The 12,165-nt window shown below is 42.1% G+C and carries 10 protein-coding genes; 2 read left to right on the forward strand and 8 right to left on the reverse strand.

Annotated features, from left to right (window positions below; all coding sequences use genetic code 11):
• The first annotated feature begins 123 nt into the window (after window positions 1-123).
• Window positions 124-1,449, forward strand: coding sequence for an ATP-binding protein (locus tag AN944_RS16115; protein WP_055025728.1), 1,326 nt, complete (start codon window positions 124-126; stop codon window positions 1,447-1,449).
• Window positions 1,450-1,762: 313 nt separating this feature from the next.
• Window positions 1,763-3,157: a DUF3300 domain-containing protein gene (locus AN944_RS16120; protein WP_055025671.1), complete on the forward strand. Its 1,395-nt coding sequence runs from the start codon at window positions 1,763-1,765 to the stop codon at window positions 3,155-3,157.
• An 80-nt stretch (window positions 3,158-3,237) separates the two neighbouring features.
• Here AN944_RS16120 and der read toward each other — a convergent pair whose 3' ends face one another.
• The 8 genes from der to AN944_RS16160 form a co-directional block, all read right to left on the reverse strand.
• Entirely contained in the window at window positions 3,238-4,704 is a 1,467-nt protein-coding gene (gene der, locus AN944_RS16125; RefSeq protein ID WP_055025672.1) for a ribosome biogenesis GTPase Der, read from the reverse strand.
• Between the two features lie 78 nt (window positions 4,705-4,782).
• Window positions 4,783-5,970 carry an outer membrane protein assembly factor BamB gene (gene bamB / locus AN944_RS16130; RefSeq protein WP_055025673.1) on the reverse strand — a complete coding sequence of 396 codons (1,188 nt, stop codon included), beginning with the start codon at window positions 5,968-5,970 and terminating at the stop codon, window positions 4,783-4,785.
• Window positions 5,971-5,982: 12 nt separating this feature from the next.
• Complete coding sequence (locus tag AN944_RS16135) at window positions 5,983-6,603, reverse strand: tetratricopeptide repeat protein (RefSeq protein WP_055025674.1); 621 nt, start codon at window positions 6,601-6,603, stop codon at window positions 5,983-5,985.
• A gap of 52 nt (window positions 6,604-6,655) precedes the next feature.
• The gene (hisS, locus tag AN944_RS16140) at window positions 6,656-7,930 is read right to left on the reverse strand and encodes a histidine--tRNA ligase (RefSeq protein WP_055025675.1); all 1,275 of its coding nucleotides are present in this window, start codon (window positions 7,928-7,930) and stop codon (window positions 6,656-6,658) included.
• Between the two features lie 133 nt (window positions 7,931-8,063).
• Window positions 8,064-9,179 carry a flavodoxin-dependent (E)-4-hydroxy-3-methylbut-2-enyl-diphosphate synthase gene (ispG, locus tag AN944_RS16145; RefSeq protein ID WP_055025676.1) on the reverse strand — a complete coding sequence of 372 codons (1,116 nt, stop codon included), beginning with the start codon at window positions 9,177-9,179 and terminating at the stop codon, window positions 8,064-8,066.
• 38 nt (window positions 9,180-9,217) lie between these two features.
• Window positions 9,218-10,210, reverse strand: coding sequence for a RodZ domain-containing protein (locus tag AN944_RS16150; protein WP_055025677.1), 993 nt, complete (start codon window positions 10,208-10,210; stop codon window positions 9,218-9,220).
• Window positions 10,210-10,995, reverse strand: a complete 786-nt coding sequence (gene pilW, locus AN944_RS16155; protein WP_055025729.1) for a type IV pilus biogenesis/stability protein PilW — start codon at window positions 10,993-10,995, stop codon at window positions 10,210-10,212. The genes AN944_RS16150 and pilW overlap by 1 nt, the downstream gene beginning before the upstream one ends.
• 32 nt (window positions 10,996-11,027) lie before the next feature.
• Window positions 11,028-12,149: a bifunctional tRNA (adenosine(37)-C2)-methyltransferase TrmG/ribosomal RNA large subunit methyltransferase RlmN gene (locus tag AN944_RS16160; RefSeq protein WP_055025678.1), complete on the reverse strand. Its 1,122-nt coding sequence runs from the start codon at window positions 12,147-12,149 to the stop codon at window positions 11,028-11,030.
• Between the last annotated feature and the right edge of the window lie 16 nt (window positions 12,150-12,165).

Here is a 12,165-nt window from a genome sequence, read left to right on the forward strand (position 1 = left end):
ATGCACACTAAAATGACGAGGTTTATCGCAAATCAATTATCTAAGTTGACTCATTTAGTGCAGCTTAAGAACAAGTCATTTTCGTTAAAATCTGCCCAGCTAGATTCGCTTAAGTTAAGGCTAATGCTTAGCGGGTTATTGCTAATTGTGGTGTTATTGCCATTAATTGGTGTGACAGTTAATAGCGCTTTTCAGCATCAAATAACGCAATCAATTAACCAACAATTACGTGCTTATGTTTACTCTGTGTTAGCTGTAGCAGAAGTGAAAGACGATAGCGTAGTCATGCCTAATTATTTACTCGAAAATCAATTTAATGTGATCGGCTCAGGTCTATATGCTCTTATTACTACTGATAATCAAATGGTGTGGCAGTCAGAGTCTTTCTTTGGGTTAAGCCTCCCAACGCCAGCTAAAACAGAACTCGCGCTGCCTACTCCACCTATGGGGGAAGGAAAGCTGACTCAAGTAAGCTTTGATGACTTGGCAGGCAATGGCGATAACAATCATGTGGTTTATAGTTTCAGTGTCAGTTTTGAAACACCCAACGCGCCGCTACCTATTACAGTCCATATCATTAAGGACGATGCTGATTATCAAAAACAGATCAGAGAATTTAGCGCTACATTGTGGACTTGGCTGATTATTTTGATGCTTGTATTAGTGCTAATCCAAGCAATTTGGCTATTCTGGACGTTAAAACCCTTAAATCAATTTACGCGTGAGCTCGCCTTGGTAGATCAAGGTCAGCAAACTCGACTGAACTCTAACTACCCAGCTGAACTAAATGCAGTCGCAAAACAGCTCAATGTTTTACTCAGCACTGAACAACAGCAACGTCAGCGATATCGAAATGCACTAGCCGATTTAGCCCACAGCTTAAAAACCCCATTAGCAGTATTGCAAAGCCAAAGCGATTTAAGTGAAGACTCTAAAGAGCAAGCAAGCAACATTAACAACATCATCAGTTATCAGCTAAATAAAGCAAAAATGTCAGCCAATACGGCATGGCATTTAGGGGTAAGTATTGATGAAGTCGCAGGGAAGCTGATTAGAACATTGTCGAAAATTCATCAACACTCATCATTAGATATTGATTATCAATCACAAGCTGGGTTGATATTTAAAGGTGATGAAACGGATCTAAGCGAAATGTTAGGTAATTTACTCGATAACGCCTGCAAAGCTGCGAAGTCTCAAGTGTGCTTGTCAGTAACGCAATCGGAGTCATGTTTATCTTTTATTATTGAAGATGATGGTAAAGGCTTAACGGAGCAACAAAAAGAGACCATCTTTGAACGTGGTATGCGTGCTGATACTTACCATCAAGGTCATGGCATTGGACTTGCCATTGTGAAAGATTTAGTCACGAGCTATGAAGGTACACTCACTGTCAGTGAGTCCGCTGAATATGGCGGCGCTAAATTTATGCTCAGTTTTGCTCGCTGATATTATTGGGTAGCTAACCTGCTGCTAGACTTTTGCTAAGGATTGCTAACCTATTATCATAAATGGCTAGCGTATTGCTAAAAACTGCCGCTAATGCTTTCTTCTAAAAACTCGTTTTACTCAACCTCGTTGCTGTTACTGCCGCTATGTTTTACTGCATATAGTGCTTTTAATTATGTGTTGCTCATCCTTGTGGTCACTTTTCTATTAATTTCTACGCTCATAATGGCCGCTTTCATCTTACGTTCATTTTCACTTGGTTAAGCTAGTTCTATCATTCGCAAAGTATCGATATTCGATATCTGGAGATTTTATGAGACGACTGCATTTTCCACATAAGCTACTCAAGGCTGGCCTTATCAGTCTGAGCTTGCTGGTGCCTTTCTCGGTCATCGCCTCTGACAATAATGACACGCAGTATCAACAAACTCTGCCATCTGAAGCTGAATTGGCGCAAATGCTCGCGCCAATAGCGCTTTATCCTGATAGTTTACTGACGCATATTTTAATTGCATCGACATACCCGCTAGAAGTTGTACAAGCTCGTCGCTGGGAGGAACAACACAAGCATTTATCAAGCGAGCAGAAGATGCAGCAAGCTGAATCACAGTCATGGGATCCAAGCGTGACCGCATTAGTGGCCTTTCCTACAGTACTTGAAAAGCTCAATGAAGACTTAGCCTGGACTCAACATTTAGGGGAAACATTTTTACAAGATGAAGCAAGTGTTCTTGCAAGTATTCAAACACTAAGACAACAAGCAGATGATGCAGATAGCTTCGATAATATGGATAACATGACCGTTACCCGTGTTGAAAAACAAATCATTATTGAACCGGCAAAACCTGAAGTCATTTACGTGCCCGTTTATGACCCAAGAATTGTATACGGTCACTGGCGCTGGCATGCTTACCCACCAGTCTATTGGCATTACCCCGCTTACGCCTACTATCGACCACATCGTCCGATATATTGGGGGCCGAGTGTTTACATCAACTTTAATTATTTCTTTGGCGCTGTCCACTGGTCACATCATCGAGTTGTCGTGGTTAATCACCGTCACACCCGTTATTACCGCAAGCCACATAAAATAGCTTATAGCAGCGGCTCAAAGCGTTGGAAGCATAATCCGACTCATAGACGAGGTGTTGCGTATAAGTCGCCGAAAGTCAGTCACCGTTACGATAAGCTACGTCATAACAAGGTCAAGGTGGCTCATCATTCAACTAAGCATGGCATCAAAAGCAGCCAGCTTAATAAATCACATTATGCCAAGCAGTCGCAGCAGCAAAGAATCAATAAAGCGCTGAAGCACAATAAGTCTCATGCTGTCAGTAAATCGGTTAAATCCGATAAAGCATACAAGGCAACAACGGCGAATAAAGCGGCGCATTTGAACAAAAGCACACATGTGAACAAAAGCGCCCATGGAAATAAAAATACCCATAAGTCGACAGCCTATAAAAGCCCGTCGAACGTGAAAGCATCAAGCCATCAAAATAAGGTGAAATCACATCAAATGAAAAGTGCAGCGAGCTCAAAACAGTACGCTTCGAATCGTACAAGTGCTACCCGTTCAAATCATAATAAGACGATGACCCAATCAAGAAGTTCATCTTATAAAGCGTCAACTCAAAGGATGTCGTCTCAAAGAAGTACTGCTCAACGAAGTCATCGTACAAGTGCACCTAAACAAAAAGTACGTTAAATAGTGAGCTATAAATTTATGCCATAAAAAAAGCCTGAACATCATTCAGGCTTTTTATTGGCAATAAATACCGTTTAATACTACTTTTTACGGCTGTTAATATGGCTCATAGCGCGTTTACGTCGACGCTCTTGGCTAATGGTTAGCTTTTCGTTCTTACCTTGGAACGGGTTCGCACCTTCTTGGAAACGAATTTGAATCGGCGTACCAATCACTTTTAATGAACGACGGAAGTAATTCATCATATAGCGTTTGTATGAATCCGGTAATTTGCTCACTTGGTTACCATGCACCACGACGATTGGCGGGTTATATCCACCTGCGTGAGCATATTTCAATTTAACACGGCGACCATGCACTAACGGTGGCTGATGATCATCTTGTGACATTTGCATAATACGTGTCAGCATTGAAGTACTCACACGACGAGTCGCACTGTCGTAAGCTTCTTCAATAGACTCATATAAATGGCCAACGCCTGTTCCATGAAGTGCTGAAATAAAATGAATACGGGCAAAATCAATAAAGCCTAAGCGGCGATCAAGTTCGCTTTTAACACTTTCTTTAAAGTCTTGGTCAAGGCCATCCCATTTATTCACTGCTAATACAATTGCACGCCCTGCGTTTAACGCAAAACCTAATAGACCAAGATCTTGCTCTGTAATACCGTCTTGCGCATCGATAACAAGCAGAACAACGTTTGAATCCTCAACCGCTTTCAGGGTTTTAATAACAGAGAATTTTTCGATTGTCTCATGCACTTTGCTACGGCGGCGAACACCTGCAGTATCAATCAACACGTACTCACGACCTTCACGTTCCATAGGAATATAAATACTGTCACGAGTCGTACCGGGTGCATCATAAACAACAACACGTTCTTCACCTAAAATACGGTTAGTCAGCGTTGATTTACCTACATTGGGTTTACCGATAATAGCCAATTTGATTGGCAAACTTTGCAAGCGCTCTTGCTCAGCTTCAGCTTCTTCTTCGGTATACTCACGAACTTCTTCGTCTTGCTCGTCTGTTTCTTCACGCTTGATACCCATCGCTTCCGCATACGGTGCTAGTGAGTATTCAATCATGTTTGTGACACCACGACCTTGAGCCGCTGCCATTTGGTAAACTTCACCTAAACCCAGTGACCAAAATTCAGCACAAGCAGAATCAGCATCAATACCGTCAACTTTGTTTGCAACAACGAAAGTCGTTTTATCACGGCTTCGTAAATGTTCAGCAATGGCTAAATCCGCTGCTGTTAAGCCGGCACGAGCATCCGTTAAAAACAGTACAACATCAGCTTCTTCAATCGCCGCTAGCGACTGTTCAGCCATTTTGGTTTCGATCCCTTCTTCAGTGCCATCGATACCGCCAGTATCAACCACAATAAATTCGTAACCAGATAAAAAAGCACGACCATATTTACGGTCACGAGTTAAACCTGGAAAATCGGCGACAAGCGCATCTCTTGTGCGAGTAAGACGGTTAAATAAAGTTGACTTACCAACATTAGGTCGCCCGACAAGGGCCACTACAGGGATCATGATTTTGCCTCTAAAAACTTTTAAATAAAAAGCCCCCGGAACACACTTCCAGGGGCTCTAATAGGGTTTCTGGTTTAATTATGGCAGAACAACAGTCGCTAGCTTTCCGCTACGACCTTGTACATATACCTTGTCTCCAACCACAACCGGTTGTGAGAATAAACCATCACTATCAACCTCAACTCGCCCAGCTACTTCGCCAGTGTTGCGGTCGATAAAGTGTAGATAACCTTCAAAGTCACCTACAACAATATAAGAACCAATAACGGCAGGAGATGTTAAGCTACGGTTTGTTAACGTAGTATTACTCCAAAGCTCTAAACCATTTCGTCTGTCTACTGAATAGATACGACTATGGTCATCAACTAAGTATAGTCCAACACCTGCATAGGCCAATTCATTAAAGCTTGAATACTTACGTGTCCAAACAACACGACCCGTTCTCAGCTCCATTGACACTAAGTTACCATTGTAACTTACCGCGTATAAATTATCGCCCAAAATTAACGGTGTCATGTCCACATCGGCCATACGAGTAAACTCGTTACCACCGGTTGGATTATATACCGCTTGTTCCCAAGCAACTTGACCGTTATTTTTTACTACTACCGCTATTTTACCATCAGCAGTACCAAGGAAGAAACCACCAGAATCATATGCTGGAGCACCTGTTCCACGAAGGGTCAAGTTAGGTAGTTGCATTTCATGACTCCATAACTTGGTGCCATCTGCAATTGAAAAAGACTCCAGGTTACCATCACTGGTATGCACTGCGACTGAATCTTCCGATACCGTAGGAACTGACAATAACTCACCACTTGCGATAGCGCTCCACTGGGTTTCACCCGTTTTTGCATCTAAAGCAACTAATAAGCCTGACTCACCACCCACAAATACTTTGTTACGGCCAACGGTTACACCCGCTGCGATACGCGCTTCTTTTGTTTTAGCCAGCGCAGTATCTTTAAATTCTGACGCTAAATCTTTACGCCAAGCTACTTCACCAGTTTCTTCATTATAAGCAACAACTGTCCCATTACGATCAGCGGCATACACGTGACCATAAAAAATAGCTGGTTTTAACTGCGAGTAGTAATCGCCTACACCATTGCCAACGTTTACTTCCCAGTTCACTTCAGGAAAGACAGTGGCTTGAATTTCTGTAAGTTCTGTTACGACTTCTTCTTCGGTATCACTTGAAGAGCAAGCCGATAGCATTGCGACACTTAATCCAGCAGCAAGCAAGGTTTTGCATAAAGACTTCATTCGGCTAATTCCTTATGCCTTGTTTAAATTGTCTAGCTTCATTTGTAGCGCTGGGCTTGCTAATGCACCGCCATTATCAATTGCAGCTTGATAAGCAACTCGTGCTTTATCCATATCGCCTTGACGCACTAAAAAGTCACCTTTTAATTCATCACGCTGTGCATTAAATGCTTCATCTGTCACTTGATCTAATGTTGCAAGTGCAGTGCCTAAGTTACCTTGCTCAGCTTGAACTCGTGATAAACGAATTGTTGCTAGTGACGCTAAAGAAGCACCTGGATTTGAAGCAATAATTTTTGTAAAAGCAGTTTCTGCTTTATCTAAATCACCCGCTTCAACAGCTGCTTTTGCCGCCATTAACTCTAGCAACGCTTGGTAACCTTGTTGATCGTGTTGTTGACCAAACTCGCTCACTGCAGCCATTACCGCTGCACTATCAGCTGAATTAGCACTGATACTTTGGAATGCTTCAGAAGCGGCTTCTGCATTTTCTAATTTGACGTCAGAATAATAGTTCCAACCGTATAATCCACCCAGACCTACTACAGCGCCAACAATGATTGAGCTGCCGTAATCTTTCCAGAACTGCTTAATAGCATCGACTTGTTGTTCTTCTGTGCTATAAATTTCCACGCGCACTTCCCCTTTCTATTCAGTTCTGTTTTATATCAGCGTCACGCTGACATTAAAATAATGATTTAATCGTGGTCGCCAAATCAGCTCGGGCAACCAAAAGTTGTTCGTTTTTATTTCTCAATGGTTTAACGGCGACTTGCTGGTTAGCAATTTCATCTTCACCAATGATAAGTGCGTATTCAGCGCCACTTCTATCTGCACGTTTCATCTGCTTTTTGAAGTTACCGCCACCACAATGAGTCATGACTTTAAGCGTTGGCAGGTTTTGACGCAACTCTTGAGCAATTTTAATTGCTTCAACAACACACTTTTCACCCATTGCTGTGACATAAACATCAACAACAGGTGCCACATCTTTATCAAGCTCTAGCGTTTGCAGTAGTAATACAATGCGCTCAAGGCCCATTGCAAAACCAACAGCAGGCGTATCTTTACCGCCTAACTGACCCACTAAGCCATCATAACGGCCACCAGCAAGAACAGTACCTTGCGAGCCTAAGCTGTCTGTTACCCACTCAAAAACCGTACGATTATAGTAATCTAATCCACGAACAAGACGAGGGTTAACTGTGTATTCGATGCCAACCGCGTCTAAGAGTTCACATAAGGTTGAAAAATGTGTTTTTGATTCTTCACCTAAGTAATCCATCAGTGCTGGTGCATCAGTTAAAATAGCCTGAACCTGCGGTGATTTAGAATCTAATACTCGTAATGGGTTTGAGTACATGCGACGCTTAGAATCTTCATCTAATTGTTCTTTGTGTTGCTCTAAAAATGCAATTAGCGCATCACGATAAGCAGCACGTTCCGCTGTATCACCAAGTGTATTCAGCTCCAGTTTTACGTGTTCTTTAATACCAAACGAATCCCAAAGGCGTGCAGATAACATTAATACTTCAGCATCAACATCAGCACTTGGAATACCATACACTTCTACACCAAACTGGTGGAATTGACGGTAGCGGCCTTTTTGAGGGCGCTCATGGCGGAACATGGGACCCATGTACCATAAACGTTGCTCTTGGTTATACAGTAAACCATGCTCATTACCAGCACGAACAGTAGACGCTGTACCTTCTGGACGCAGCGTTAAGCTGTCTTCATTGCGGTCAGCAAAAGTGTACATCTCTTTTTCAACAATATCGGTGACTTCACCAATTGAACGTTTAAAAAGGTCAGTAGACTCAACAATTGGAGTTCGAATTTCGCTGTAACCATAAGCACTAACCGTTGAGCGGATAACCGACTCGACTTGTTGCCATAATGGGCTTTGCGTTGGCAGAATGTCATTCATTCCGCGGATTGCTTGGATCTGTTTTGCCACGTTGATTCGCCTACTTACTTGCTCTATTAGATCGATTAATAATCGATGACCGAGAGCCTTAATTTATTTTCACGCCTTACACAAAAAAACACCTACCATCGCTGGTAAGGTGTATTTTTCATGTAAAGCAAACTTATTCTGTTGCGTCTTTGATATCGATTCGATTTTGCATCATCGCCGCTTTTGCACGGATTTTGGCTTCTAATGAATCCACCAAATTATTGTTATCAAAACGCTCTTTTTGACGTTTACCATCGTCATAGTAACCACTTTTACCATGGCTACCTGTTAGCCCAATATCTGATACTAATGCTTCGCCTGGGCCATTAACCACACAACCAATAATAGAAACATCCATGGCAGTGGTAATGTCTTCTAAACGCATTTCAAGTGCATTAACAGTATTGATCACATCAAACTCCTGACGAGAGCATGAAGGACAAGCAATAAAGTTAATACCACGACTGCGAATACGTAGCGACTTTAAGATATCAAAACCGACTTTGATTTCTTCAACGGGATCGGCTGCCAATGAAATACGCAAGGTATCACCAATACCTTCAGCTAATAGCATTCCTAAACCAACAGCTGATTTAACTGAGCCTGCACGAGCGCCGCCAGCTTCAGTAATACCTAAGTGCAAAGGCTGTTTGATTTGCTTAGCCAATAAGCGGTATGACTCAACCGCTAAAAAGACATCCGATGCTTTAACACTTACTTTAAACTGGTCAAAGTTAAGGCGGTCTAAAATATCCACGTGTCGCATTGCTGATTCCAGCAGTGCTTCTGGTGTTGGCTCATGGTATTTATCCATTAAATCTTTTTCTAATGAACCACCATTAACACCAATTCGAATTGGAATATTTTTATCACGAGCGCATTCAACAACGTTGCGAATACGTTCTTCGTTGCCAATATTTCCTGGGTTAATACGTAAACAATCAACACCGTATTCTGCGACTTTGAGTGCAATACGATAGTCAAAGTGAATATCTGCCACCAAAGGCACGTTAACACTTTGCTTGATCACTTTGAATGCTTCAGCTGCATCCATAGTTGGCACAGAAACACGCACAATATCTGCACCGACTTTTTCAAGAGCGCGAATTTGTGCAACTGTAGCTTCGACATCAGTCGTTTTAGTATTCGTCATCGACTGAACTGCAATAGGTGCGCCATCACCGATAGGGACATCGCCGACATAAATGCGGCTCGAAGGACGACGGATGATTGGAGATTCGTTATACATAATCTGTTGCTCTACTGCTTATCTAATTACAATCAAGGTTACACTTTCGGCAAGGTTAATCGCGCTACACTGCCTTCTGAAAAGTCAGCTAAACTGACATTTTCACCATTAAATTGAAGGGTCACAACTTGTGGAGCCCCTAAGATCAATTTGAACGGAGCAACGCCTTGTGCTTCAACCACTCTATCAACACCTTTGACACCATCAACAATGGTTTTGCCTGTTGCGTCAACGATATTCACCCAACAATCAGCACTAAAGCTCATAGAAATAGCATCTTGTGCAGCAACATTATCAGCAACCAAAGCGGATGCTGATTGTAACGCAGGCTCGACCACATTTTGTTGCGCATTATCAAGCATTACAACATCAGTACTCGCTGGCTCTACAGGTTGAACTGATGATGCCGGCAAATCTGAGTTGTTGCTTTGTTCATTTTGCAGGGCAGTCTGTTCATTTAACTGATCCGCTGGCTCTACATACGCCATGTTAGGGTCGATTTCTGGCTCTAATAAATCTTCTGTTTGACTAACAACATTTGCAGCTGCAACTTCTTCTACGGTAGGTTTGGATAAATCTATCCCACTTAACATAGAGTCTTTTTGCACCCACCACACTACTAGCAGCGCTAACAAGGCAAGGACAATTAAATATGTCACTATTGTTAAGCGGCTATCACGGGCTTCACGTGTGGTTTTGCGAGAAAAACTCTGCATTGCTGCAGTTTCATCTGGCAATTGTTGCGCTAAACATTGATGTACTGCATCTACATCTGCTTCGATGTATTTGGCATAGTTTTTCGCATATCCACGTGCATAGGTTGCTGAAGCAATATTATCAAATTTATCATTCTCAATATCTTCGATGATGCCAGGACGTAAATGTAATTGGGTCGCAACCGCTTCAATCGATAACCCTTTTTTCTCTCGAGCTGTACGCAGCAACATACCAGCAGTAGATACTGCTTCAAGTATATCTGCCTGTTCAGCGTCACTCCCATTGGTTTGGGATGTTTGATTGTTATTTGTCATTAATGCAAAGTAGCCCTGTATTCTTTCGCTTGTTCTGATGTCGGGTATTTGGCAATTAAGGTAATACCATAGCGTTTAACCGCATCCTCATCTGCTAACTCGCGCGATATTTTTATTCCTAAAGCTAAACTTTCAGGCGTTTGCTCTGCCACTCGATGAAGACGGCTTAAGTTGAATTTAGCGCTATCGTAGTCATTCTCTAAAATAGCTAAATCAATTAACTCCATTAAAGTAGACTTTCTTCTTGGGTCATAACGTAATGCATTTTCAAAGTACTGCTTCGCCTTTTCAGGCTCACCTGCTGATAAACTGCACACGCCAAGGTTTTCATAACTTGACGCAGTACGTGTGTATTCTTTTGCATTAATCGCATTTTTGAACATAGCTTCAGCTTGCGAATATTTTTCTTGTTGGCATAAAAATACACCAAAGTTGTTCATCGCATCACCCGTCGCATCACTGGTATTAATTGCTTTTCTGTATGATTCTTCTGTGCGCTCAATATCACCTACAGTCTGGTAATAATAGGCCATAGCTGTGTGCACTGCGCTTAATTGCGGCGCATACTCAACAGCACGGTTTAAGTTGAACTTTGCCTGCTCCATATTGCCACGGTTAAGGTAAGTTAGGCCTAATTGCATTCTTTCTTTTGCAGCAGACTGTTTATCCAAGGTTCTTTCAGAAACAGGGATATCCGTACCAGTATACGTTCTTTCCGTTACACAACCCACTAAAGGCAGTGATAAAGTAGCAATCATTAAAAGCTTCGGCAATCCGTGCATGATTTTTACGCCTATTAATCTATACAAACAATGAGTTAATCCATTGTGACCGAAATAGCACTCTCTTGCATGCGTTTTTTCGCAAGACGTTTAGTGCGGTCACGAATATCACCCGCTAATTGACCACAAGCAGCATCAATATCATCGCCACGTGTTTTACGAACGATAACAGTCAGCCCATATTCCATTAGCACTTTCGAGAATCGGTCAATTCTGGAATTAGAAGAGCGACCATAAGGCGAACCAGGATAAGGGTTAAATGGAATTAAGTTAATCTTACACGGTGTGTCTTTCATTAACTTGGCTAACTCGTGTGCTTGATCAGTACTGTCATTGATATGATCCAACATCACATACTCAACCGTTACACGGCCACGGTTAGCGTTTGATTTTGCTAAATAACGACGAATACCAGCAAGGAACTCTTCCAATGGGTATTTTTTATTAACTGGAACTAACACGTCACGCAGTTCATCGTTTGGCGCATGAATACTCACAGCCAGAGCGACATCTAGCGCATCACCCAGTTTATCAAGTGCTGGAACAACACCAGAGGTTGATAAGGTGACACGGCGTTTTGACAAGCTAAACCCAAAATCATCTAACATGATGTCCATTGCAGGGATCACATTAGCTAAGTTAAGTAATGGCTCACCCATGCCCATCATCACTACGTTTGTAATTGGTCGTTCGCCTGTTTCTTTTTGGAAACCTAAAAATTGCGATACTCGCCAAATTTGTCCAACAATTTCGCCAACCGTTAAGTTACGGTTAAAGCCCTGTTGAGCTGTAGAACAGAAGGTACACTCTAGCGCACAACCCACTTGAGATGACACACATAAAGTGGCTCTGTCTTCTTCAGGAATATAGACAGTTTCCACTTCTTGGCCTTGGCCAACATTGATAGCAAACTTAATCGTGCCATCTTCAGATTTTTGGAAGCTAGAAATTTCTGGCGCAACCACTTCACACTTACGAGCTAATTTAGCGCGTAGTGCTTTGTTAATGTTGTTCATTTCTTCGAAGTCGCTAACACCAAAGTGATAAAGCCATTTCATCAATTGATCAGCACGGAACGGTTTTTCGCCCATTTCGGTGAATAACGCTCTCATTGCCTTTCGATCAAGATCCAATAAATTGATCTTTTTCTCACTCATCTTGTGTAACCTCAAA

Source organism: Shewanella sp. P1-14-1 (assembly GCF_001401775.1).
In the GTDB taxonomy this organism is placed as follows: domain Bacteria; phylum Pseudomonadota; class Gammaproteobacteria; order Enterobacterales; family Shewanellaceae; genus Shewanella; species Shewanella japonica.

What these genes read in the sequence shown, in the direction of transcription:
- AN944_RS16115 (WP_055025728.1), top strand. Translation starts at nt 124, where the DNA reads ATGCTTAGCGGGTTATTGCTAATTGTGGTGTTATTGCCATTAATTGGT.
- AN944_RS16120 (WP_055025671.1), top strand. Translation starts at nt 1,763, where the DNA reads ATGAGACGACTGCATTTTCCACATAAGCTACTCAAGGCTGGCCTTATC.
- der (WP_055025672.1), bottom strand. Translation starts at nt 4,704, where the DNA reads ATGATCCCTGTAGTGGCCCTTGTCGGGCGACCTAATGTTGGTAAGTCA.
- bamB (WP_055025673.1), bottom strand. Translation starts at nt 5,970, where the DNA reads ATGAAGTCTTTATGCAAAACCTTGCTTGCTGCTGGATTAAGTGTCGCA.
- ispG (WP_055025676.1), bottom strand. Translation starts at nt 9,179, where the DNA reads ATGTATAACGAATCTCCAATCATCCGTCGTCCTTCGAGCCGCATTTAT.
- AN944_RS16150 (WP_055025677.1), bottom strand. Translation starts at nt 10,210, where the DNA reads ATGACAAATAACAATCAAACATCCCAAACCAATGGGAGTGACGCTGAA.
- AN944_RS16160 (WP_055025678.1), bottom strand. Translation starts at nt 12,149, where the DNA reads ATGAGTGAGAAAAAGATCAATTTATTGGATCTTGATCGAAAGGCAATG.